We start from the raw sequence: 24,603 nt of genomic DNA, 5'->3' as shown, positions 1-24,603 counted from the left end.
GATTACTGAAAGGTTTTTAAAACAAAAACTTTGTCCTGCAAGGTTTTCAGACTCATACCAATTCTTTATGAAGCCTTATTTAGCGCAGCTTCATAAAGAATTGGTATCAGCAATATTCTCAACATATTTCATGTTCCTTCAGTTAGTTTTACGCTAAAAATGTTGATAACCATTCTCATAATGAGAATTGCTGGTAGCCCCGGAGTAACTAAAACTGCTGTAATTCATGTGTAACAAGCATTTCGGTAGGTATTGAGTTCAAGCTAGAGATTTTGTGAGAAGATGACCATCCAAAACCAGGCTAAGTTGCCCATTGGCAAGAATGCTAGTTCCTTGGATATAAGCAGGAACTGGGATTGCTTCCCCTAGAGGATGGATCGCAGCGGATTGCTTGCCGATGATGCAATCTACTTCTAAAGCACATCGTTTGTCTAAGTAACGAAATACTAATAAAGGCTTATCCTGCTTGAAAGCATTTGCTGTATCTGTGCTGTAAGTGGTAACTGAGGTGGGAAGGTGGTTAGGACAAATCAGCACATCAGTCAATAAGTGGATAGGGACGAGCATTTCTGTTGTCAAATCATCATCAGCACAACCAAGAAAGCCACTGGATCTGCCAGAAGACTGCAAAAATAACATGCGTCCTGCTTGAGTTTGGATAATTTGTTCGGACTGCGATAGACAAATCTGCTCTACAGAATCGGCAATAAATGCATAGACTCTGGAGTTAGCTTGACAGACGATAAGTTGAGCAATTTTTTGATCGAGGGGAATTTGGAGCGAGAAGGCTGTACCATGTCCAGCTTTAGACTTCAATACTATTCTTCCCTGAATAGCTGTTAATTGCTTGCAAACTTCAGTTAATTCTGCTCCTAACTCTAAGGCAGCGCGATCGCATAAAACAGATGAAACCTCTGGTTCAATTACCAGTTCTTGTAAGATATCCCCTGGTTTTGTCAGGGCGAGTCCTTGGGCTAAAGCTTGTTGATAGATTTGAGATAAGTTAAGTCCTGCGCCATCATCACAGCCATCAATAATCAGTTGATTTCCTTGCTGGTAAACCTGAATTTCAATAATACCGTTGCTATTTTTACCTAGCTGTTGGCGTGTTTGGGAAGACTCAATACTTTGCTCTAGTAAATAGCAACTTATATGCAACAGGAGAGCATGGAGGCGATCGCTAAATGCCCGATCAACTTGGATATCGCTAACTTGTAAATGTAGTCTAGCAGACTTATCTTGTAGAGCTTGTAACTGAGACCAAAGCCGATGCAACGGTTCTAAGGCTGCTTTTAAAGGAATAGTTGTAACTTTTTTGACTAAATTGGAAGACTGGTTAAGCAACTTTTCCTGCTGTATGAGTTCTTGTTTGAGTTGATGATGATTGTTATTCAGCGAATCAACAGTTGATACCACCTGAGACGCTTCAGCCAAAACAGATTGCAGAGTACTGTATAATTGCTGAGAGCGAGAAGCAGCTAGAGGAGAAAGGGTATCTGAAATTGCTGCTAAACGTCCTGACCATTCCTGTAGATTATCCAGCAGGTGTTGTAATCGTTTAACTTGTCGGAGCAACCGCCCGATCGTATGTTGCTGTTGTTCTTCCTGACAAGCTTGCTGATTATAGTTAATTAATAATGTTGCAATTAGCGCGTTTAGTTGTTCAAGATGCTTAATATTGATGGGTGTAGCGGCTGGAATACTTGTTGCAAGAATGGTAGAAATCGATTCTTGCAAAGAGAGTGGATGGCGATCGCGAACAGATTTAACTAGGGATGCAACAGAAGTTTCAGTAGGCAGGGAAAAATCCCCCAACCAAGCATGAAAATCTTCTTCCCCATACTCATACTCCTTCGGGTTTGCTAGTTCCCCTACCTTGATGGGAAGCTGCTCGGTATCTACGTGAACAAGGCTGCCAGAATGGGGGCTAGTTTCATCTATTAGTTCCCTATCAAGACTTTCCTTATCTTTAACCATAACTTGCTCTGGTAGAGCCGCAGAAGATTCTACCTCGGCCAAGCGATCGCCAAACTGAATCACTGGTTGATGTTCCTGCGGTTGCTCTATCGATATCTCAAGGTTTGTTTCCTGGGGGATAACGCTTTGTTGGCGATCGCCAAACTCTGCTTGTAGACGAGCAACAATGGCAGACATCCGCTCCAGAATTTCTACTTCCTCAATTTGCGAGGCTGTTAAAAATGCCATCAGCAGCATTTGTAAGCAATCTAATCCTTCCGACAACAGGGAGGCGATTGGGGCGTTGACAGTTGCCCGATACTGATGCAGCATCTGAAAAATCTCTTCTAGTGCAGCCGCAACTATAGCAATGGCATCTAGCTCGGCTGCTATGGCAATCGAATGCAGAGAGCGAGCAGCTTCCATGAGAGCCAAAGCTGTACCAGGGTTACTGTCTTTTGTATAGTTAGGCAACTCCTGTTCCAAGAACAGTAACAGATCGATCGCTTCTTCTAGGAAGCGATCGTCGTTCTGCGGTTGGGGGACAAAATCGGTACTCATGAAAGCAACTCTCAGTTTCTATGGGGTTTGTGACAATTCTATGGCTTCGATATTGATTTGAGGGTACAAGCAGCAATGTCAGCGATCGCTCTAAATTGCTCCTGGATTTGCCCGATTGACTCCAGCCCCGCACTGATTTGGCGATCGCACGGTTCGATAGCAGAAGCAACGTCTGCTGCTGCGACTTGGAGTTCTTGGAAGCATTCTTCTATATTGAGCGTGCTTTCGCGGGCTTGACGGGCGAGAATTTCCACCTGTTCGGCAGCAGCTAGCAAACTTAGTTCTTGCTCGCTAGCTTTTGTGGCTTCGATGGCTGTATTCAAAGACAAAACCTGAATTTTGGTACTCAAGCCTTCCACAAGATGAACAAAGCCAGAAGCTTGCTGACAAAATTCACCAAGGTATTGCAGCTGTTTATTAGTAATAGCAACAGTATCTTGAATAGACATTAAATGCTCGTTGGCAAGCTCGGCGATTCTGGCTCCTTCTTGTACAGCCTGGCTCACTTGCTGAAATGGCACTAGTAACTGTGAGCGATCGAGGGATTCAACCTGTTGAGCAGGTGGAGCTACTATTTCAGCCCAGCGCAAGTTAATTGTCAACATCATTCCTACTTGTTGCAGCAAACTGCGCTCTGCTTCCTGCCATTGTCGGGGTTGGAGGCAATGATGAATAACTAAAAAACCCCAAGGCTGTTGTTTGACAATCAAGGGCAAGCAGAGGCTAGCTTGCACCTGAAAGCGTTGCCAAAATTGCTGTTGGCGGGGAGTTAGTTCAGTGAGGTTGTTGAGCAAGTTTTGTCTGTCGCCAACATCGGTAGTAACAAACAAGTTTATCGGTAGGGATTGGTTGAGCAGGGATGTCCAACCCGGTTGTATAGCTTCAGCGATTGCTCGACTGCGATTATCTTCCTCAAAACGATAAATCAAGACGCGATCGGCGTTGAGAACATCTCGCAGGGCGGTGACTGTAACCTCCAAAAGTGCGGCTTGACCTTTTGCTTGCTGCATTTGCCGATCGATGGCCGCAAGTTGTTCTCGCTGGAGTTGAAAAGCCCCTCGAACATTTTGATCGTTGTCACTGGGCGAATCCTTAGCCAAAGCTTGGATAAAAGCTTCGATTTGACTTACCTTCTGCTGCAATTGAGCGACCTTTGGCCCCTTAGCAGATTGAAAGACTGCTTTGATTAGAGCCACATTAGCCAAAATTTCTTCTATCTGGATTTCATTTTCAACAGGCTGGGTTTCAGAATTAGGGTCTAAAGTTGCGATCGTCACAGAAAACTCCTTGGCAGCATCAAGTCAAATAAAAAAGCAGGGGAGCAGGGGAGCAGGGGAGCAGGGGAGCAGGGGAGCAAAGGAGAGTTCAAATACCAAGTTCCTCCTCCGCCCCCTGCCCCCTGCCTCTTATCAGTGGGTTTGCCATTGCAATGTTTGGGCGATCGCTCTGGTGTCTAAAATCCAGCGATCGCCTGGCAGAATACCTCGAACAAAATTTAGCAGTTTATTTGGGGAAAGGTCGGTTGGTGCCGATTGTGCTTGCTGTAAATCCTGCCACTCTACATCGTAGACATGAGCCACCAAAAACCCGATTACCTGATTTTGCAGTTCGAGAACTAGAACCATTGGCTTTTCTGGTCGTGACTGCCGCTTTAAAAGCGGCGCATAACCAAGCAAATGTTCCAAGTCAACCAGCCGCAGCATTTGTCCTTGCCAATTATAGAAACCTAAAATCCAACTTGGTAAGGCCGGGGCTGGAGAAATTTCTTGGCTAGCAAGATGAATAATGTCCTGTATTGAGTCAAATGGTAGCAATCCACTTCCTTGATTCCCCAAGGAAAAACGCAGAAATCTTTGCCGTTGTTCGCCTGATGTTAGCCCAGGAGGTAAGGTTGGGGTTGTTCCGGGCAACCCCAACTTATCAGCCAATATCTGGCTCATACCAAAAAGAAGTACTTTGAGTGGTTCCTCGTTTGGTGCTACAGGCAAAACAGCCATGTGGCTCACACAGCTTAACTCCGCCACTTGCCGATAAGACCACGGCACCGGACGCACTGCTTCTAAAGGAATATCGATTAAGGCAGGGGGCTTGTCCACAGGAATGCCACAAATTTCCCCAGTCCGGGTTTGAGTCAGAAGTAAGAAGCGCCCTGAAGTGTCAACCGCAGAGAGAACTTGATGCGCCTGTTGGCCTTGTACTTGCTGAATGAACTTCTGGCGCAAGTCCACAATTGTGATCGTTTGCGCTCCCAAATCAACCATCCCGATACCACTTTCAACCGTACTGCTAATAGGGGGACAAGGCATCACCTTGAGAACTGCACCAACTGGCAGGGCAAATAAATAGTCTGCGATCGCAAAAACAACGACTCGTAATGAGTCGCGCTCGCTCACAGCGCCAGATAATCGCTTAAACGGAAAGGGAGTGTTAAGCATAAATACCAATTCGTAATTCGTAATTCGTAATTCGTAATTAAGAAAGCTAGACTGAATCTAGGTTTGGGGGTTTAAATGTGTTACCTCATTTTAGGGAATTGGGCTAAGGGGTATTAACCAGTTCGGCGATCGCGGCTAGGAAATTCTGTTCTGAATAGGGTTTGGTCATGTAAGCTTTCGCTCCTAGAGCTAAAGCTAATTGGCGGTGCTTCTGTCCGCTACGGGTAGTCAGCATCACCACAGGAATCCCGGACAAACGCTCGTCTTGGCGACGGTGTTCTAAAAACTCAAATCCATTCATCTGCGGCATTTCAATGTCACAAATCACTAAATCAACATCACCGTGTTGCAGCATTTGCGCGATCGCCTCTCGACCATCACCTGCTTGCAACACTTGATAATCGGCTTTTTGGAGCGTCTGCACCAAACTTTGCCTTTGTACAACCGAATCTTCCACAACTAACACCGTCAGTCGGTTAGGTTGAGCAACGGCTGTATTGACTTCCATCGGCTGTTGCTGCGGTTGCGTTATAGTTGTTTGCTGCGCCTCTAGAGCAAGAACAGGCTCAGGCGCGGGCAATATTGCAAGACTTGATGTCGGGGAAGTCGGCATCATATCTGTCTCCCAAGTTTGCCGAACTAACTCCAACGGGTTAACGATTAGGGTCAGACTACCATTTCCCAACACGCTGTAGCCTTGGATGTAACTAGGTAAAGTCAGGACTCTGCCGAGGGATTTAATTACTAATTCCTGCTCGACTAAAATCTGATCGACTTGCAAACACAGATATTGATGCTCTGTTTCCAACAGCAGCAGAGGTTCGACGGTGTTCCGTTGTTTGACTGGAAAAGGACTTAGGTTTAAATTGTGGTCTTGGGTGAATAAAGGATATTTGTAATCCAGCAAATTCGCAAGCGAGCGGATGGGAACTAATTGCTGATCTTGCCCTTCTCCCCACTGCCAGTATTTTTGGCTGCCTTGCCCGTGTAAAGATTGCTGGACTTGAATCTGCTCTGGCTGCGGTAATAAAACCTGGCTAACTCCTTCAGACAGCAAGCCATAAGTAATACCTTGAGATTGACAAACGAGCAAGCGTGCTGTTGTCAAGCTCAGGGGCAATTGCAGCATGAAGGTGGTTCCCTGCCCTGAAAGCGATCGCACTACAATCGAACCTTGTAAAGCTTGCAATTGAGTGCGAACCACATCTAAGCCGATACCACGACCAGATAACTCACCAACCTGCTTGGCGGTAGAAAAGCCCGGTTCAAATAATAACTCTGCCAGTTGGTCTTCTGAGGCGTAGGCGGCTTGTTCGGGAGTCAGCAGGTGTTTTTCTATAGCTCGCTGACGAATGGATTCCCAGTTAAAGCCTCGACCATCATCCCGTACCTCAATAGTAGTGCGGTTGCCTTGATGATAGGCTTTAATTGTAATTGTTCCGGTTTCTGGTTTACCCTGCTCGCGGCGGGTTTCTACCGGTTCAATGCCGTGATCGAAGGCATTGCGAATCATGTGCAGCAAGGGATCGTACAACTGCTCAGAAATGGCTTTATCCACCAGTACTTTCGTACCGCCAAGCTTGAGTTCAACAGGTTTATGATAAGTTGCTACCATCTGTTGCAGGAGGCGGGGTAATCGATTCAACACTGTTCCCAGTGGAACCATTCTGGCTTGCAGCAAATCTTCTTGCGCTCCTGAAAGCAGTTGCTTGCGCTTTCCGAGACTGAAGCGAGATTGCTGAACTAAGCCATTAACAGCCTCAATCTGTTCTCCTAATTGCACCATGTCTTCTGTCAGATTTTGCAGGAGAATGTGCAACTCGCTATAGTTATCCATTTCTAAGGCATCAAAATTGGATTGTGCCTCGGTAGCAGAGATAACTCGTGGAGATCCATGTATATGTCGCTGCTTGCGTTCGGGAAGCAGCAGATGTCGATCCGACCAAGTAAAAACTTTACTAAGTTGTTGTTGACAGTACAAAAACTGGAGTAGAGTGTCTTGAGCTGCTTTGTGGATGTGGTTAGATTGCAGGTTTTGTTGGTTTTCGCTGATTAGCAATTCCCCAATTGTATGGCTGAGGCGATCGAGCTGTTCTATCGCGACTCGGATACTGGGAAGTGATGCTGATGACTGAGCCTGGAGGCTTGGCGCTGGTGGTGGAGAGGCTGGCCGATCTGAGTCTGTGTATCGGCAGGATGTCTGTGGATCTCCGATCCAGATTGACTGTAAAATCCGATCTATGGCAGAGGGGGCTACTACCGAATCCTGAGAAATAGGTGCCAGTACCTCCGGTGTTTTCGGTAGGGAGTTATCAGTCCGCTTTGGGAAAAACGACCAAATTGATTCCGCTTCGCTGGCACTGAGGAGGGGGGATGGCTTATTCTCAGTTGTAGACGTTTCTGTGGGTTGGGCAGCGATCGCAACTGGCTGCCCTTGCAGTTCTGGGACAGGAGTAATTAGCCCTGCCCATTCTCGCAATTGTGGAGATATCTCTCCCCCTTGAGTGCGATCGCCTGCAAGTACTGCTGTTTGAGCGGCTTTAAAATTTTCTAAAGCCGCCTGAGCGATTTGCAATACTTTGTCTGGATGTGCTTTGAGCGCGTTTAGGGTCGCCTGGGCAATTTCTTCTAATCCAGATAAGCCATAAGATGCTGCCAGTTCGACAAAAAATTCTGCTTGAGAGTTGAGTGTTGTTTGAATTTGTTGCGGATCTTGGCTTTGAATGTCAGTTTCCATCTGTTGCAAATCCTGGAGTACACTCCCGGAAAAGATTGACTCTACGACATCAAAGCCAAGTTCTTCCGAACTGGGAAGCGGAGCCTCACGACCAAAAAAGTCGCCTAGTTTATGTTGGAGTTGGGCAAAGATTGAGGCAGTTCGATCGAGTATTTCTGCCTCATTGCAGGATAAGCCCATCAAGGCTGCACTCAATGGAGTTCGCAGGCACTCATAAGCATCTAGAAGCAAAGCACCCAATTCTGGATCGATTTCCAGTTCTGGAGCGTATAACGCTTGGAATACATCTTCCAAATGATGGGCAATTGTCTGAATAGTTTCTTGCCCAACACTGGCAGCACTCCCTTTGATAGTATGGGCGCTTCGCATCAAGGCATGAACTTTTTCTATTGTTTTTTCATCAAGTAGACCGATCAGATTCTGCTCAATGGTTTGCAACAACTCTGCCGCTTCAGCAAGAAAAGCCTGCTCTTGATTACTGGGATCGGGGTTCATAATACGCTTGGTGTCAAGGAGATTTATCTGTTAAGGCAGGCAGGGGGAGCAGGGGAGGCAGGGGAGCAGAGGAGAGTTGTTTCTCCCCTGCCCCTCCGCCCCTCTGCCCCTCTGCCCCTCTGCCTTATCCTGAGAACAAATATTCACCACGACTTACTTAGTCAACTTTGAACTGGCTAACGCTGGTTTCCAGTTGTTGTGAAGTCATCCGTAGTTCCTCAAAAGACTCGGAAATGTGGATGGCACTTTCTGAAGTCTTGCGGGCGATCGCCGAAACATCCATCATCGCCTCTGTCAACATCTGAGATTGCTGACTTTGATGGGAAACTGCTTGGGTAATTCCTTGCACCAGTCCACCAATTTCGTTGGTAGCTACCACGATCGCACTCAGGGAATGACGAGTCTCATCGATCAAGTTCGAGCCTTGGACAACTTGGCTAATCCCTATTTCCATTGCTTCGGTAACTTCGTTGGTGCCAGCTTGAATTTCTTGCACGAGTCGCTCAATTTCTGTGGTGGCACTAGCTGACTGATAAGCCAGGGAACGAACTTCATCTGCAACCACCGCAAAGCCTTTGCCATACTCTCCAGCACGGGTAGCCTCGATGGCAGCATTGAGTGCCAGCAAATTAGTTTGAGTGGCAAAGTTTTCAATCAGACTCACTACTTTCGAGATTTTCTGAGAAGCTTCACCGAGGCGTTTAATTTTCTTCGCTGTTTCCGACACGGTTTCCCGAATCTCCAAAATGCCATCTACGGTTCTTTCCATCAGGGAATCGCCAGCTTGGACGGTGTTATTAGCTCTTTGAACTGCCTGTCCGACTTTTTGGGCATCAGCAGCAACTATCTGGGTGGAAGTTACCATCATTTGTAATTGTTCCAGAGCGTTTTCGAGCCGTTCTGCCTGCTGTTGAGCTTGGTCAGATAGTTTTACTACTGAGGTAGTATTATTGCTGGAATTTTCACTCACCTTGCCAGCAGCAATCTGCACTTGTCGCACTAAATCTCGCAAACTTTGGATCGTAGTGTTGTAACCATCGGCGATCGTCCCAATTTCATCTTCGGATAGGGGCGCTCGAACGGTAAGATCGCCTCTGAAGGATGGTTCCAAAGCCATGAGAACGCGGATTGCTCCTTGTTGGAGTTTTTCGCGGGCGGTGCGTTCGCGCTCTGCTGCTTCTGCTAGTTGCTGCTCTTGAATACGCACCTGTGTTAGGTAATCTGCAAGATTGAGGGCAAGACCAATCTGGACGCTGGCTTGGTTGAGAACATCCTCCTCGGATTGCTCCCACTGACGCGATGCGCTATTTTGATAAACTCCCATCAACCCCCAGAGCCGATTTTCTTGAAAAATCGGAGAAATCATGTAGGCTTTAGTTCCCCACATTTCTAACAATTGGATGTGACATTCGTCATGACCGACACTATATATATCCTCAACCCGCAAACTTTCTTTGCGGACATAACGCCCTCCTTGGTTGTACTGGAGATAGGTATCTCTAACTCTGGCCAGGCTAGTTCCCACCAACTTAGGCCAATCCCCAGTCACAGACTCAACTACAAATTCTCCAGACCAATCAGGCTCAAACCGATAAACTCCAACTCGATCTACTTTCAGCAGTTGACGAAGTTCGTGGGTGGCAAACTGGACAAATTCCAGAACATTACTATGACTTTGAGCCATCTCTGTTAACCGACTTGGCAGGCGATAGGAAAATCGGGCGTTTGCTACTTCCCGTTCTGCCAGTTTCATCAGTTCCTCATTCTTGGTTAAGGTTTGTTGTAAGTATTGCGATTGCTGGACGGCAACCCCAAACTGCGTACCGATTTTCGTTACCAAGTTGATTTCATTATCTTGCCATTGCCGCTGTCCGCTATTTTGGTAAGCTCCTAACAAACCCCAGAGCTTGTTTCCGGCAATAATCGGGGTGATGATATAGGCTCTAATCTGGAATTGCTCTAAAATTTTCAAGTGGCACTGGGCATGACCAGCAGTGTGAATATCATTAATCACAAACGTCTCGTTGTTGCGATAGCGTCCACCTTGGGTTTGTTGTAGGTGTTCGTCTTCCCATACAGTCTTGATATCGGGGCCAACCAAAGCCACCCATTCACGACTTACGGATTCGGCAATAAACTCCCCACCCCAATCTGGATTGAAGCGATACACTGCTAGACGATCGCATTCCAAATGCGATCGCAATTCTGGTAGGGCATTGCGGAAAATCGTATCTAGCTCTTGAACTTGGCGAATTTTTTCTGACAGCCGTGTTAATGCTCGTTGCCCTTCTGCGGCTCTGGCTAACTCTGCATTCTTCTTCTTGAGCTGTTCGATATACTTAACCTGTTGCAAGCCTATACCCATTTGCACTGCTACTTTTCGCAACAGTTGCACATCCTTGGATTTCCACTCGCGAGGGCCAGTATTTTGGTATGCTCCTAAAAAGCCCCAGAGTTTGTTTCCAATAAAGATCGGAGCGATCGCGTAAGCCTTAGCCTGGATTTTTTCTAATATCTCTAGGTAGCACTGAACGTGACCGACAGTGTAAATATCATTGACAACAAAGGTTTCATGATTGCGATAGCGTCCGCCCTGAGTTTCTTGTAAGTGATCGTCCATCCAAATCGTTTTGATGTCGGAACCCCCTAAAGATAGCCATTGATCTTTTACGGATTCGGCAACAAATTCCACACTCCAGTCGGGATGAAAGCGAAATACTGCTAGGCGATCGCACTGTAGTTGTTTGCGTAAACTTGGCAGCACATTCAGGAAAATTGTATCTGCCTCTTGAGCTTGGCGAATTTTTTCCACCATCCCTGTCAGCACTTGTTCCTCTTCTGCTGCCCGCGCCAACTCTGCATTCTTCGTTTTCAGTTCTTCAATGTACTCGGCTTGCTGCACGCTTAAACCCAACTGAATGCCCAATTTGGTCAGCAATCGCACCTCCTCGGAATTCCACTGGCGCGGGCCGCTATTTTGGTAAGCTCCTAGCAAACCCCAAAGTTTGTTTCCAGCAAAAATCGGGGCGATGGTGTAGGCTTTAGCCTGGAACTGCTCTAACAGGTCGATGTGGCACTGGGCATGACCAACAGTATAGATATCATTGACGACAAAAGTTTCATTGTTGCGATAGCGTCCGCCTTGGGTTTGCTGTAGGTGTTCGTCTTCCCATACGGTCTTGATATCGGGGCCAACCAGAGGCACCCAGTCACTTCCGACAGATTCAGCCATAAATTCACCACTCCAGTCAGAGTTGAAGCGATATATTGCTAGGCGATCGCATTTGAACAACTGCCGCAATTCTGCCAAGGTAGTGCGGTAAATTGTTTCTGGGTGTTGAGAATGAAGCATTCTCTCCGTCATTCGGGCGATGGCGTATTCTACTTCAGCTACTTGGGTCATTTCTAGATTTTTTAACCGTAGCTGTTCGATATATTCAGCTTGCTGGAGGGCAATGCTCAACGGTTCGCTAATCTGCAACAAAGCACCGATCTCTTCCTCAGTCCATTTCCGAACATCAGAATTCTGATAGGCTGCTAACAAACCCCAAAGATTACCAGCGCGGAAGATGGGAACAATGATGTACGCTTTGGCTTGGAACTTCTCTAATGTTTCTAAATAACAAGGTGAAAAACCAGCGGCATAAATATCGTTGACTTTACGAAAGCGCGTTCCTTTGGTGTAAACTCCACCCTGGGTTTCCTTCAGATAGGTATCGGCATCAGGTTTAACAGGGGAGGCATAATCCTTAATATTGCAACGCTCTGAAGATATCAGACCTGTTTTTAAAATGCTGTCTTGTTCCTGCATCTCCAACAGTGACGACCAACCAGTAGCCACAGATTCAGCGATCACTTCTCCACTCCAATCTGGATAAAATTGATAAACGACAACGCGATCGCATTTTAAAAATCGACGCAACTCTTGGGTTGCAGTGCGGAAAAGGGTGCGAAGATCCGTTGCTTGCCCAATCTTTTCAATGATGCCGAAAACAGTACGTTCTCGTTCCACAAGTTTGGCTGACTCCTCAGAGCGGTTATAAAGTTGTTGCTGATATTGCAACTGTTGAATAGCAATACTAGACAGAGTTGCCACCTGCACCATTAGGCGAACTTCACTATCTTTCCACTGACGAGGCTGAGAATTTTGATAGGCAGCGAGCAGGCCCCACAACTTTTCTCCCTGGAAGATGGCAACAATAATGTATGCTTTAGCTTGATAGGTTTCTAAAATTTTGATATAGCAGTCAGAAAAACCAGCACTGTAAATATCATTAGTGACTCGATAAATCTGTCCGCGATGGAAATTTTTGCCTTGGGTGTGCTGAATGTAGCTATCTGCACTGTGCGATCGCCCTGTTGTCCCAACTAATCCCCCTTCGTCTGCAAGGTTCCTCACACTGCAATAGTTAACGTTATTGACAATTGCTGGGTTGTTTCGCTGTTCTTCTAATAGAGAAACCCACTCAGATACAGCAGATTCAGCTACAAATTCCCCACTCCAATCTGGCTGGAAACGATAAATTGCCACGCGATCGCATTTTAATGACTGTCGCACTTCTTGAGTGGCAACGCGAAAGATGGTATCTGCATCTTTGGACTGGAGAATTTTATTCGCTACACCAGTAAGGATTTGGTCTTTTTCTACTTCTTGTTGCAACGCAGCCTGGATCGCGGCAACTTGCAGTTGCGCTTCTAATTCCTGCTCGATTAATTTTAGTAACTGAATTTCAGCATTCTGCCATTGGCGAGCAGCAGTGCATTGCTGCACTACCAACAAACCCCAAACCCCATCTTTTGCTAAAATCGGCAAGCTCAAACAAGCTCTTATTTGAAACCGATCCACGAGCTGCTTTTGGTAAGGGGACAAGCTTGCAGTGTAGGTATCCGCGATCGCTGCTAATTTTTCTTGTTGATAAAGCTTGGCAGAACCCAACCCAAAAGTGACGGCGGGCAGTTTTTCCTTCAGCATTGGGGTAAAGCCATCCCTCATCGCTTCTGCAACAACTATCCCCAGCGTCGGATTCGTAAACTCATACAGCACCACGCGATCGGCTTGCAGGGCACTTTGTACCTCCATGACAGCAGTGGCGAGCAAAGTATCTAGATCGGAAAATTGGCGGATTTTGCTAGCGATCGCCTGTACTTGCTCTACCTCTAATCCATCTCCTCCGTCTTGATATGGCAACACACTTAGCAGTTCTTTTAACTTGCGGATTCTCTCTCGCAATGGCCCTGTTTCCACCCAATCAGCCTGATCCAGTTCAGTTCGCAATTCTTCTAGAGCGGAGGTGATTTGCTGTTTTGCTGGTACATCAACGGTATGCCCGTTATCGGTTTCCTTAAAACCGTTGCTGGAATTTGAGCGAGGTTGGCTGGGTGTATGCATTACCATGATCTTTCTTGCTATGAAGGTTGTCGGAGTTAATAAGTAGAATGCTTCAGGGGGCTAATTTTTTTAGAACGGCTTCAGCGTCCAGAAGCCTTTGTGCATCCGCCCTTGGCGTTGTATAGGAAGCTCTGAACTTTAAAGAGGCTGAAGGGCTTGAATCACAACCTGGGTGTCAAGTAACATCAAAGGGCTACCTTGAGAATCCACAAAGTAACCCTGTAAGAATGAGCCTAGTCGGCCAGGTAACATCGATGTCGAAATCTCTAACCGCTCTTGGGGATCGTGAACTTCAATAGTATTGACTTGCTCTACCAACAGCCCGACGGTTTGATTCTGGACTTGAACAAGCATCGCCATGCCAGAGTTACGCACACTTTCCCGCCGACACCAGTGTGTTGCTCCCAACAAAGCTGCTAAATCAAGAATCCAGATCGCTTCTCCCCGCCAATTCATTATGCCTAACAAGAATTCTGCTACCTGCGGTACTGGTAAAATCTCGGTCAGTGCAACCTGAATTACTCCCCGCAAATCAGCTAATGGGAGTAACCCATTTACCTTTCCATTCAACGGAAATCTTAAAAACCTCTGGTTGTTTCCTTGAGAAGAGTTTTCAAGTCGAAATTGGCTATTAATGGGTAGCGAAGAAAAGCGATCGTTGGCCTGTACCATTGCCCTAGTTTCCTTTAGCGAATAAATTTATTAACAGTCTGGAGCAAGGTATTTTCATCTACAGGTTTGACTAAATAGCCATCAGCGCCACTCATATTGCCCCAAGTTCTATCAACATCTGTGTTTTTAGTTGAGCAAATCACTACCGGGATTCCTTTTGTTGTCGGATCGGCTTTCAACTTGCGGCAGAACTCAAATCCACTTTGGCCTGGCAAAATCAAATCCAGTAAGATCAAGTCAGGTTTTTGTTGTTTCAACCGCAGTTGAGCCTCTTCACCACTACGAACTTCATAAACTGAATATCCTCCTTGCTCTAGGTAACGTGTCATCTTTTCGGATTCTGTGAGGCTATCTTCAACTAAAAGAACTTTTTTCATTTTTTTTCCTAACTATTTAATTCAGAATTTGAAAAATAATGGCGACAAATAAATTAACACCAAGCTAGATTTAGAAAGCAATTTCCCATCCACAATCGGTTTTGAAAATGGATGTAGGAGAGCCACTGGCATGACTGTCGCTTCAACCTAAACGGTTAAATACTTGTGAAGCATATTGAGTACTTTGTCTTGTTCTACAGGTTTACCTAAAAAGTCAGTTGCTCCTACTAATTTTGCTCGCATCCGATCTACTATTCCATCTTTCCCAGTTAAGATGACAACCGGCACATTTTTGAGACTTGGAGTTTTACGGATTTGAGAACAAATTTCATAGCCATTCACTTTTGGCATCAAAAGATCCAAAAAAATGAAGTCGGGCTTGCTTTTAATTAGGTTTAAAACTGCCGTCAAGGAATCTTGAATGCCAACAAAGCGATAACCTTGATGGGTGAGAATTTCCTCCAAACTGCGACAGATCGTCGGACTATCATCCACACAAGCTACTAAAGGTCTTGAGACATCAATAATTGCTTTGCTAGCCGCTGGGGGGCCAACTTGTAAAATAGTCTTTTCTTCTATCTTCAGTGAAGAATTGAAATTATTAACTGCACTGGACGGACTGACAATTTCTTTACTATTCGCTGGGGGAGCAACTTTGTTGAAATTGGGTGCAAATTGTAAAACAGTGTCCTCTTCTGTCTTGAGTGAAGAATTGGAATTATTAACTGCACTGGACGGGTTGCCAGTTTCTTTACTAATCACAACCTGCCTGAGCTTTGGGGTAGGTGAAAAAGCGATCGCCCCTGTTTTTACCAATGTCATCAATAACCGAGTCAAAGCTAAGACATCCCGACCGCTTTTTTGCCCTAGACCTCGTAAAGTTTTTGTGCCATCAACTAGAGCAATAATCTGTTTAGAGGATGCTTGTCCTTGGAGTAGCTCAATTTGTTGAATTATCGGAAATAAATTGGGCGAGTAGGTTGCCAGTCCTGCATTTTGCCATTCTTGCCAGGCTTGTGTAGCCCGTTTCAAAACTTCCTCAGTTGGTATTACAGCTAGGAGAACCCCAGGAACTTCACCAACAACGGTAGTATGTGACAACTGCCCTGCTGGATTGTTGCCATTTCTTTTGGCTTCAATGTACTGCATTATATCAAACAGGACTTCAGTGATTGAGCTTGCAATCAGGCTAACAAGTTGTTGTTGTTCGATTAATTTTTGTTCTCGCAACTTAGCAAGAATGGAATACTCACGATAATTTTCCTGGGGAGAGACAAGCTGCTCCAACTGTGTCACATCCAGATTAGAACAGTACCGCAACAAGTGTCGTCGCCATCGCTCATCGGCATTAGAACCGCCAGCCTGCCAAATTAATCGTCCTAAACGAAAATATAGCGTCCAAGTCGGCCCATCCCTTGCTTCAAGATTTAGCCTACCTGTAAATAATTTAGTTTGAAGTTGCTCGATCAATTGATTCACAATGGATCGCACCTCCTAATATATCTAGAGTTTTGCATTTACATTAGAATTGCTCAAACAATCCAGCTTACTAACTTTATTGTGAGATTGCCAATAGCACAGTTCAAAACCTTGATTGAGCTATCCCAGCTTGTTATATCCCTTTCCAATCTGGATATTTTTAAAGTTAAAAGCCGGAAACTTGAACAAATATTTAAGCTCTTTTTCTAATTATTAATAGGTTAACTATATTACTTTTGCCATATTACATCTACTGAGCAAATTGCTTGTATAGATGTAGTTGCAATACAGACCTGAAAAAGATGGAAATGTTGAATACTACAAAGTATAGACCAGCTTTAATACTTATCGAATTTGTACTCTGCTGCTTAAGGCAAAAGATACAAGCGGTCGCATTCTGCTAGTCTGCAAATACAAAAAATGAGCTTGAATTAAGTTTGTCCAGAAATTGTTTGTTGCCGAATAAAGTATTGGCGATCGCGTTGTTCTAGTACCCCTTGCTTGATCAAGGAGCGCAGGATATCTATCGTTTGTACTCGGCTTAAGCCTATCACCTCTTCAATTTCTATCAGAGTAGCTCCTTCAGCTTGCTGAATGTATTGCTGCACTTTAGATTTAACATTATCTGCATTCAACGCAGGCGCTTTCCTAGTCATGGTATTGACGGCAGGACGAAAACCTGTGGATTTAATTGCAGAACGGGAGATTGACCATTTTGGAACTGTTGCAACTAATTTCTCTTCTTTAGCAGGAGTTGGAGAAACTGCTTGTTCGGGACTGTAATCGCCCCAAACACTGTTATGTAAGATTTCCCGGAAATTTTGCAAGTTTTGGAATAATGCCTGAGCCTTTGCTGCCCGCTGTTGGCGGTATTCTTGCTGGCGTTGCGAGACATCTGTTTTTATTTGCAATATTTCCAATTGCCGCTCTACAATCTCTTGCTGAAATTGCTGCTGTTGTAACTTTCTGTTGTTGTCAAGGCTGGTAACAAAACTACTTAATTCTTGATGAAGCACATCTGCTTGTAGCTGAAGTTCTTGTTGAGTTAGCTGTTTCCACTGGTTAACTTGTTGACGGCGTTCAGCAGTTATTTGCAATCGCTGCGATCGCTCTTGTTCCCATAAATTCTTGAGAGCCATCAGATGATATCTCCTATTTTGTTAACTAGAAATATTAAATAAGCTGTTACGCATTTAATTTGTACATTTACCTGATGACTGATGACAGATGACTGTTAACCGTCAATAGTCATCTGTCAACGACCATCAAGAGTGTTTATATACTTTAGACGCGCATCAGCTTAGAAGCCATAAAGACTCCCTTTTTCTAATGTGGTGTTAAGCAGCAGATGGAACAGCAGCCTGAGATGTTAAACCAACTGCCTCGGCATATCTTAAGTAAGTTTCAACTGAAGCAATCACAATCCGAGCTTCTATTGATAGCAGTTCAATACCAACTAAAGAAACACGTACCCAAGCATCAATTACAATTCCTTTATCCAAAATGCGGTCAATAACTTCAGCCAGACTTGAAGATGAGTTAACTTTTTCAACAGCCATTTTCTTTTTCTCCCACAACTCTAATTATTTATTTCATCTTGCTCTGATTGAGCAGTAGGTAAAACTTACACAATGTGTTTTATTCTTCCTGGTTTTAGTGTTCCCAAAAACATGAGAAAATATAACAAAATAAAAAAATAATAAAAAGTTAACAATATTTTTTTAGACAAAAATTAAAGAAAAAATCATCTAATCTTGATTTTTTCTGCGAAAATTTTAAATATTATTTTTTATGAAATTATATGAGAGTATTTTTGAGAAAATGATAGGGTGGTAAAGGTTCGCTCAGTGCCAGTTGCCAGTGCGAGCATTGTACCTGCCAGAGGGAAAACTGCTGCGTACTGAGCGTTGAATCGTTGCGCTGTGCCAAAAAGTGGATTTGCCGCACATCTGACTGTCGAGTTTCACAGATAACATTTGTATATGTTTTGAGAATTAACTGGCTCAAGAGTTCCCACTGTTCGGATTGTTGTGCTTGAAATGCTTGCTGTGTTTGGTAGCGTTGTTTTTTAGCTAATAAATAGGCTTTTCCCTTGGCATCAATAGTTTCAGAATCGTCAAGTAAATCACAGGGTGTCATTTTTAAAGTGTACTCAACTTTGTCTGCTAGGTGAGTTAGGGCTTCTAGATATTGCTCTTGGTGCTTTTCTAGATGATTCAGCAGTTTTTCTTGCGAGGTAAAACCCCTCCCAAAACGTAGCGGAAGAAGGGGAGTTTGTTGAAAAAGTTCTCGAATTACGCGATCGTGGTTTAATACAGCTTGAAGTAAATGCTCATCCGTTGCCTGTATTGCCTCCAGTGAGATTTCCGGTTCTACGATCGCACCTAAACCAGAAGAGTAAACGAGTTCAATATTCCTTTCCATCCCTAAAGGTAGAACAAGTGGTGATGCGGTCGGGACTAGAAGAGCATAAGCGTATATTGACATAAGTAATTAAGTCGGGACAAAGAAAGTTAACTAATTAATAATTCCCTCTTGTTCTACCAAAGTTAGCAAGTCCTCCGGGACACTTCTTTTGACATCAAAGGTGTTTTCGGAGGATAAGTAGCTTCCGCTCTGAATTTCTATGTTTTTTCAAGGAAGAGACTATTAGTCTGTCTCATTAAATTTGAGGGATAAGAGAACGAACCGCAAAGGACGCAAAGAGCGCAAAGGAAGAAAAGTTAAGAGTGAGTTCAGCCATCAGAATTAATGGGATAGACCACTATTGAGATTGATGCTGATTAGCAAGCATTTGGTATGTAACTTGGAAATCATCATTTGTAATCTGAATCAAGCTGGAGTCAGTCAATCCTTGGGCGCGGTATCGACGAATGGCGCTTAAGGCAGCTTGATTGCTCAATAAAGCCAAGTCTGCCCCATTCCAACCCTCGGTAACTGTCGCCCAGGTTTCTAAATCGACATCAATTAAGGGACGATCTAGATTGTGAACTCCTAAAATCGCTAATCGGCTGGCTCGATCTGGTAGATCGATTTTTATTTGTAAGTCCAATCTTCCGGCTCTGAGCAAGGCAGGATCGAGCGCTTCTGGACGATTGGTTGCTCCTACTAACAGTACTTTCGGGCATTCATGCAACCCATCTAGTTCGGTGAGCAATTGACCGACAACGCGATCGCTAACTCCAGAATCACCAGTAAATTTTCCCCGTGCTGGTGCCAGGGTATCAATTTCATCTATAAACACAACGCAAGGAGCTGCTTGCCGAGCTTTACGAAACAGTTCTCTGACTGCCTGTTCTGCTGCACCTACCCATCGGCTGAGTAATTCCGGGCCATTCACAGCAATAAAGTTGGCTCTAGCTTGGGAAGCGATCGCTTTTGCAAGTAATGTTTTTCCGGTTCCAGGCGGCCCCCACAACAGAATCCCACGGGGAGGCTTGGCTTTGGTTTGCTCGTATAGTTCGGGATAAAGGAGTGCGCCCTCTACAGATTCTTGAAGTTTTTGTTTCACATCATCCAATCCACCAATCTCATCCCAACTTACACTAGGTACTTCAACTGCTACATCCCTGAGAACCGAGGGTTTTATCTCCTTAATTGCTTCGAGAAAATCCTGCTGGATGATAGTCATGTTCTCAGGAACGGGACTGTTGAGCGAGGGGACTTGACGACGAAGGGCAATGTAGGCTGCTTTTTGACAAAGAGCTTTGATATCCGCACCGACAAAACCGACTGCCAAATCGGCGATCGCTCCTAAATTAATTGAAGTCTCCAAGGGCATGGCACTTGTCAAAATCGTCAGAATTTCCAATCGTCCATTGCGATCGGGAACCCGAAACTGAACTTCGCGATCGAAGCGTCCCGGACGACGCAGCGCCGGATCGAGATAATCGGGACGATTTGTTGCCGCTAGTACGAGTACGCCCTCGGTTTTGGCAAACCCATCCATTAACCCAAGCAACTGCGCCACTAGTCTTTTTTCAACTTCACCTTCCACTTGGCTGCGATCTGGGGCAAGGCTGTCAATTTCGTCAATAAATATCAAGCAGGGAGCAGAACGAGTTGCTTTCTCAAAAATACTTCGCAAACGAGCTTCTGCTTCCCCGTAATACTTGCTCATCACCTCTGGGCCATTGATGGCAATGTAGTTTAACTCTAACTCTTCTGCCAAAACACGGGCTGTTAAAGTTTTTCCCGTACCGGGCGGGCCAACGAGCAAAACCCCACGCAGAGGCTCTAACCCTAATTTCACCAATAAATCTGGACGTTTAAGTGGAATTTCGACTAACTCTCTGATTTCTTGGAGAACATCAGCCAAGCCGCCGATACCTTGCCAAGAAGTTTTTGAGTTCGTCCGAGCTGATGGGGGGGTGACATCAGTATCATCCATTGGTGTGGTGCCAACGGTGGAATTGGATCTGGCTCGGCTGGAATTATTTGTTCTCGGAATATTGCCTTGTCGGGGAATACTACTGAGATTATGAGAGCGAATTTGAATAGAAGTTTTTAACTCGCCTTTCTCTACTTTTTCTTCTAAAGCTTTGGCAATTTCTAATAGGTGTTCAAATCCTTTAAATATGTCGTCCATTGATTTTACTTAGAGGTTTTTTGAAAAGCGTTTCACTATGATTTTGGACACTTTTAGATCCTTCCTTACCCCCCTTAATCCCCCCGATGCATTGGGGGGAAACCGGAAAATCTAGTTCCCTCCCCTTTACAAGGGGAGGGTTAGGGAGGGGTAATTACAATTCCATAACTTGTGCATACACCGTAGCTTTACAAGGGAGATTTAGGGGAATCTAGAAAGTTTTGCTACCGACAAGAGGACTTTTCAAACATCCTTTTAAACAAAAGGCAGAGAAAAATTTAATTTCCAATTTAATTTCAAAAAAGTTAAAAGTTTCAATAATTTTTGATTCTCAATTTTTATTCCTGTTCAATAGGGAGAGGAATTAATCAGTTGGAACTGGTTAATCGAAGACGAGCAAAGTTATACGGGGCAGTGAAATTGTTGTAACGAATTCGCAAACGGTCTTCAAATTGACGATCGAGTGCTTCAACGTGTTCGCTAAATTGTGATTCTGCTTCCCAAGGAATTAGGTAGGCTGAATTGTAGATCATTGTGTCCATTTGGGGAGTATTTTCTACCACTTCGATCGCAATGGAGTTGAGCGTGCCTTGAAATACATCGATGATGCCTTGCTTGCGATCGTTCATTCCCTGTTCGATGGTTTGCCCTATTTGGATTACCCGCTCCATACTCAGGGGTTGACCGACTAGCTTATCCCTTTCGGTTTTGAGATTTGGGTGTTCTGCCAATAGTCCCTGAATTTCTGCCTCGATATCCCAAAAAACTTTGACACTAACTTCTCGGCAACCCGATAACTTCGCAAGCAATTGTGTCAATTCTTCTTGATGAGGACGAATTAATTGCTCTGAAACCTTTTCCCAGCTGGAAACCAAAAGTCCAAATTGCACGGGCAGTAAATAGCGATCGCCTCCTTGCATGATCTCCTCAAGGACTTTCTCATGACTTAGCAGGTTACGACGGCTGGCCAAATAACGCTCTTGCTGTGCTTCCGAGTAGATTACTGCAAAATCATCCAAAATTTTAATTTGTACGGGTTGCCGATCTAAGCCCTCTAAATTTAAGTTTTGGGGAGCAGGCAAGGTCAAAATTCCATAAATGTAAAAACTCATATAAATGTCTTACCAAGAAGAATGTAGATAAAAAAGTTACAGGGGTTTAGAAGTGAGTACTAGTCTTAACTTGGCATGAACTAAGCTTAATTGAGCCAGTCCTAAGTCCAAGTCACCTTCAACCACAACACCCGTATTTAATAGGCGATCGAGAAGTTCTAAAATAGAAGGTTGACTAGAGGTTTCACCGGGGTAGTATCCTCCAGATTGGGGAAGTAAATTTCCCATTTCACCCAAGTTAATATTTAGATCGGCTGGGTCAACATCAAATATCTCGCAAAGCTTAACAACCTGTTGTTCAAGCTGTTGTAGGCTTTCGGAAGCTCGATCTAGCTCATAGTCGTTGAGGGTGCCAGCATCCATTCGCCGAATCACCTGAGCTTCCATGAGTTGGCGTATCAGCTCAACAACCGTCAGTAACAACGGTGCTAAACCGGAATCGGAACCTTTTGATTTGCTAATCGCCTGCATTCTGATGATTATTAGGATTGAGTACTTTGAGCGATTGCAGTTCTGTTTCTAGACTGGCAAGACGCTCTTGAAGTTGTTGATTAGTTGCTAATAAGGTGCGAGTTTGACTATTAAGATAGGGGTCGCTCTCCCACCAGTTAATTCCAATCTCTTTGGCTTTATCAACAGAAGAAATCAACAAACGAATTCGGATGTTGAGCAGTTCTGTGGAGCCTACGGAAATAGAAATATCTCCTGCGATAACAATGCCTTTATCCAGAACCCGTTCTAGAATATCTGCCAAGCTAGAACCCTGAGTTGCTGTGATAACTCCCCGGTTAGTATTAGTACTCATTTTTTTATTAAATGGCCAGAATCAAAAGCAAGTGTCTGTGAGATGTTCGGCGACTCGGCATTGCCCTGCATTTGTACTAATACTCCCTGTTCTCTGAGAGACTTGAGTGCAGCGACAATTTGACTGCGATCGATCCCTAATTCTACTGCCAATTCAGAGAAACGCCTTCCTGAAGAATTACACAGGTAGTTGTAGACTTCATGCTCGTAAGGTACTCGTTGTTGCAATACAACCTGATTTTGGTTGTTTGGTATTATCTCTGACGGCTGAGATTGAGTATTTATACTATGATAGAATTCACTTAAAACCTCTTCCAGTAGGCGAGTTGCTTCTATGAGAGGTTGATTCGTGCGAGAAAGCAGGATATCGGCACAAATATCTTGGAAGCTAGGATCTCCAGGGTTTACGGAAATTTCGTGTTCGTGGCAGATTTTGGCAATCATCAGACAGGAACGCAATCCACCGCCTTGTCCAGAGCCAGATCGACTCCAAAACGTCCGTACTACACGGACAATTACTTCTGCTTTCTCAGAATCTATACCTGTTTTATGAACTACAATTTCCTGCTGACTCAGTTCATCAGGTGTAGGCATATCGATGGTAATAACACGATCCATCAAAGCATCCTGAGTTGCATGAACTCCACAATACTCTTGAGGATTTGATGTTAAGATTGCCCGAAACTGAGGATGAACCCGGATATACTCGGCTCGATGTTGATTTGTTGGTAATACTAACAACCTCTCCTCAAGTACGGAAAGTAAAACGTTATTTACCTCCGGGTGCGATCGATTGAATTCGTCGTAAACCAGCGTAAATCCTTCTTTACAAGCTAGGGTTAATCGTGCATCAACCCAATGTTGTCGGACTTCATCCTCAACTTTGATAACGCTGTGGATGAAGTTATCAACAACCTTTTTACGGGTATAACCTAATTGATTACCAATCAAGTCTGAGGTTTTAAACTCATCATCTCCAAATAAGAGGATGATCGGCTGATTGAGCAAATCAGCTAGATGCATTGCCAGAGTAGTTTTTCCGACTCCGGCTGCACCGCGTAAATGTATTGAAAAACCTGACTGTAGATAGCGCAAAGCACGTTGAGCGATGCGTTGAACCGCAGGTGTATTGACAAATCGCTGGGGAGATGCATTTAATACTGTTGTCAAACTCTAAGTACCTCCTCAATAGTAATGTGTCATACAAAAGTATTTTTTGTTACATTGCAAATATAAAATACAGATGTCAATCAGCCTTAACTGGACTCAAATCCAACGGATTTTGGCATCAACACAAGACTAGTAATGTTTAATATTTATGTCATCAGCATGATTACGGTGTTGAGAGGATACCTTTAAGAAGTCCACACAGGTGTAAAGCAATATGGTTCTGCGCTTCTTACTATTACCAATTACTGGCCCATTAATGGGGGTAACGTGGCTTGGGGAAAAAATTTTAGAACATGCGAGTACTGAAATTGATGATAAAGAAAATCTCAGCAAGCAACTTCTTGCACTCCAACTTGCTTTTGATATGGGGGAAATTCCTGAAGAAGAGTTTGAAATTCAGGAAGAAGCTCTTTTATTAGCGATTATGGAAGCAGAACAGGAGGAACGCGATCAAACACAAGAGTATTGAAATTTTTTCCTAGCTTGTGTGATTTATTGCTTTAACTAACGTGCGCCTCCGTTGGAGACTCACGTTAATTTTAAAAATATTGTTAGATATTATACTTAAATAAATTATGCTTCTACTGTACAAGTATTAATTTAATGGAAGCTTTACCCGATAATTGGGCAGATATTCAACCTGATACTATATATCTTTCAATCAGTGGTCTGCTAGTTTCATTTGGCAGCGAACAAATAAAGCTGGGATTAAAATATGATCGGAAGGGGAAACATTTAACTGGAGTTTAGACTAAAAGCGATATGAGAGAACGCAAATCAAATGGAATTAGAGATTAAAAATATTATCTTGTCAGCCTCAAAGCATCC

Annotated in this window: 17 protein-coding genes; 1 reads left to right on the top strand and 16 read right to left on the bottom strand. The window is 44.2% G+C overall.

The window, feature by feature from the left end:
* Window positions 1-258 precede the first annotated feature (258 nt).
* From HWQ44_RS21495 to gvpN, 16 genes are all read right to left on the bottom strand, one after another.
* Window positions 259-2,517 carry a chemotaxis protein CheW gene (locus tag HWQ44_RS21495; RefSeq protein WP_292722772.1) on the bottom strand — a complete coding sequence of 753 codons (2,259 nt, stop codon included), beginning with the start codon at window positions 2,515-2,517 and terminating at the stop codon, window positions 259-261.
* 38 nt (window positions 2,518-2,555) lie between these two features.
* Window positions 2,556-3,794: a GAF domain-containing protein gene (locus HWQ44_RS21490; RefSeq protein ID WP_292722769.1), complete on the bottom strand. Its 1,239-nt coding sequence runs from the start codon at window positions 3,792-3,794 to the stop codon at window positions 2,556-2,558.
* A 132-nt stretch (window positions 3,795-3,926) separates the two neighbouring features.
* Entirely contained in the window at window positions 3,927-4,952 is a 1,026-nt protein-coding gene (locus HWQ44_RS21485; RefSeq protein ID WP_292722766.1) for a chemotaxis protein CheW, read from the bottom strand.
* A gap of 103 nt (window positions 4,953-5,055) precedes the next feature.
* Complete coding sequence (locus tag HWQ44_RS21480; protein ID WP_292722763.1) at window positions 5,056-8,184, bottom strand: hybrid sensor histidine kinase/response regulator; 3,129 nt, start codon at window positions 8,182-8,184, stop codon at window positions 5,056-5,058.
* Window positions 8,185-8,341: 157 nt separating this feature from the next.
* Complete coding sequence (locus HWQ44_RS21475) at window positions 8,342-13,579, bottom strand: GAF domain-containing protein (protein ID WP_292722760.1); 5,238 nt, start codon at window positions 13,577-13,579, stop codon at window positions 8,342-8,344.
* A 132-nt stretch (window positions 13,580-13,711) separates the two neighbouring features.
* A complete protein-coding gene (locus tag HWQ44_RS21470) occupies window positions 13,712-14,245 on the bottom strand; it encodes a chemotaxis protein CheW (protein WP_114085084.1) in 534 nt (177 codons plus the stop codon).
* A gap of 14 nt (window positions 14,246-14,259) precedes the next feature.
* Complete coding sequence (locus HWQ44_RS21465) at window positions 14,260-14,622, bottom strand: response regulator (protein ID WP_069071669.1); 363 nt, start codon at window positions 14,620-14,622, stop codon at window positions 14,260-14,262.
* A gap of 147 nt (window positions 14,623-14,769) precedes the next feature.
* Complete coding sequence (locus HWQ44_RS21460; protein WP_292722755.1) at window positions 14,770-16,101, bottom strand: response regulator; 1,332 nt, start codon at window positions 16,099-16,101, stop codon at window positions 14,770-14,772.
* Window positions 16,102-16,532: 431 nt separating this feature from the next.
* Window positions 16,533-17,240: a gas vesicle protein GvpC gene (locus tag HWQ44_RS21455; RefSeq protein WP_292722753.1), complete on the bottom strand. Its 708-nt coding sequence runs from the start codon at window positions 17,238-17,240 to the stop codon at window positions 16,533-16,535.
* 198 nt (window positions 17,241-17,438) lie between these two features.
* Complete coding sequence (gene gvpA / locus HWQ44_RS21450; protein ID WP_012408764.1) at window positions 17,439-17,660, bottom strand: gas vesicle structural protein GvpA; 222 nt, start codon at window positions 17,658-17,660, stop codon at window positions 17,439-17,441.
* Between the two features lie 238 nt (window positions 17,661-17,898).
* Window positions 17,899-18,588 carry a GvpL/GvpF family gas vesicle protein gene (locus tag HWQ44_RS21445; protein ID WP_292722748.1) on the bottom strand — a complete coding sequence of 230 codons (690 nt, stop codon included), beginning with the start codon at window positions 18,586-18,588 and terminating at the stop codon, window positions 17,899-17,901.
* 277 nt (window positions 18,589-18,865) lie between these two features.
* Window positions 18,866-20,689: an AAA family ATPase gene (locus HWQ44_RS21440; protein ID WP_292722745.1), complete on the bottom strand. Its 1,824-nt coding sequence runs from the start codon at window positions 20,687-20,689 to the stop codon at window positions 18,866-18,868.
* A gap of 368 nt (window positions 20,690-21,057) precedes the next feature.
* On the bottom strand, window positions 21,058-21,801 hold the full coding sequence (locus tag HWQ44_RS21435) for a GvpL/GvpF family gas vesicle protein (protein ID WP_292722743.1): 744 nt from the start codon (window positions 21,799-21,801) through the stop codon (window positions 21,058-21,060).
* Between the two features lie 36 nt (window positions 21,802-21,837).
* Window positions 21,838-22,272 (bottom strand): gas vesicle protein K, encoded by a 435-nt coding sequence (locus tag HWQ44_RS21430; protein ID WP_114085078.1) that lies wholly within the window; start codon window positions 22,270-22,272, stop codon window positions 21,838-21,840.
* Complete coding sequence (locus HWQ44_RS21425) at window positions 22,259-22,606, bottom strand: gas vesicle protein (RefSeq protein WP_292722738.1); 348 nt, start codon at window positions 22,604-22,606, stop codon at window positions 22,259-22,261. Before HWQ44_RS21425 ends, HWQ44_RS21430 begins: the two co-directional genes overlap by 14 nt.
* Window positions 22,603-23,775 (bottom strand): gas vesicle protein GvpN, encoded by a 1,173-nt coding sequence (gvpN, locus tag HWQ44_RS21420; RefSeq protein WP_292722736.1) that lies wholly within the window; start codon window positions 23,773-23,775, stop codon window positions 22,603-22,605. The genes HWQ44_RS21425 and gvpN overlap by 4 nt, the downstream gene beginning before the upstream one ends.
* 214 nt (window positions 23,776-23,989) lie before the next feature.
* Here gvpN and HWQ44_RS21415 point away from each other — a divergent pair, with 214 nt between their 5' ends.
* Window positions 23,990-24,244, top strand: coding sequence for a gas vesicle protein GvpG (locus HWQ44_RS21415; RefSeq protein ID WP_292722734.1), 255 nt, complete (start codon window positions 23,990-23,992; stop codon window positions 24,242-24,244).
* Window positions 24,245-24,603 lie beyond the last annotated feature (359 nt).

The sequence above is a fragment of the Nostoc sp. JL34 genome, from assembly GCF_017114945.1.
Lineage (GTDB): Bacteria > Cyanobacteriota > Cyanobacteriia > Cyanobacteriales > Nostocaceae > Nostoc.
Note: the sequence above shows the minus strand (reverse complement) of the source record. Positions and strands in the feature narration are given on the sequence as shown.

Excerpts from the sequence above, each read along its gene's own strand:
- HWQ44_RS21495 (WP_292722772.1), bottom strand. The coding sequence starts at position 2,517 with ATGAGTACCGATTTTGTCCCCCAACCGCAGAACGACGATCGCTTCCTA.
- HWQ44_RS21485 (WP_292722766.1), bottom strand. The coding sequence starts at position 4,952 with ATGCTTAACACTCCCTTTCCGTTTAAGCGATTATCTGGCGCTGTGAGC.
- HWQ44_RS21480 (WP_292722763.1), bottom strand. The coding sequence starts at position 8,184 with ATGAACCCCGATCCCAGTAATCAAGAGCAGGCTTTTCTTGCTGAAGCG.
- HWQ44_RS21475 (WP_292722760.1), bottom strand. The coding sequence starts at position 13,579 with ATGGTAATGCATACACCCAGCCAACCTCGCTCAAATTCCAGCAACGGT.
- HWQ44_RS21470 (WP_114085084.1), bottom strand. The coding sequence starts at position 14,245 with ATGGTACAGGCCAACGATCGCTTTTCTTCGCTACCCATTAATAGCCAA.
- HWQ44_RS21465 (WP_069071669.1), bottom strand. The coding sequence starts at position 14,622 with ATGAAAAAAGTTCTTTTAGTTGAAGATAGCCTCACAGAATCCGAAAAG.
- HWQ44_RS21455 (WP_292722753.1), bottom strand. The coding sequence starts at position 17,240 with ATGGCTCTCAAGAATTTATGGGAACAAGAGCGATCGCAGCGATTGCAA.
- gvpA (WP_012408764.1), bottom strand. The coding sequence starts at position 17,660 with ATGGCTGTTGAAAAAGTTAACTCATCTTCAAGTCTGGCTGAAGTTATT.
- HWQ44_RS21445 (WP_292722748.1), bottom strand. The coding sequence starts at position 18,588 with ATGTCAATATACGCTTATGCTCTTCTAGTCCCGACCGCATCACCACTT.
- HWQ44_RS21440 (WP_292722745.1), bottom strand. The coding sequence starts at position 20,689 with ATGGACGACATATTTAAAGGATTTGAACACCTATTAGAAATTGCCAAA.
- HWQ44_RS21435 (WP_292722743.1), bottom strand. The coding sequence starts at position 21,801 with ATGAGTTTTTACATTTATGGAATTTTGACCTTGCCTGCTCCCCAAAAC.
- HWQ44_RS21430 (WP_114085078.1), bottom strand. The coding sequence starts at position 22,272 with ATGCAGGCGATTAGCAAATCAAAAGGTTCCGATTCCGGTTTAGCACCG.
- HWQ44_RS21425 (WP_292722738.1), bottom strand. The coding sequence starts at position 22,606 with ATGAGTACTAATACTAACCGGGGAGTTATCACAGCAACTCAGGGTTCT.
- HWQ44_RS21415 (WP_292722734.1), top strand. The coding sequence starts at position 23,990 with ATGGTTCTGCGCTTCTTACTATTACCAATTACTGGCCCATTAATGGGG.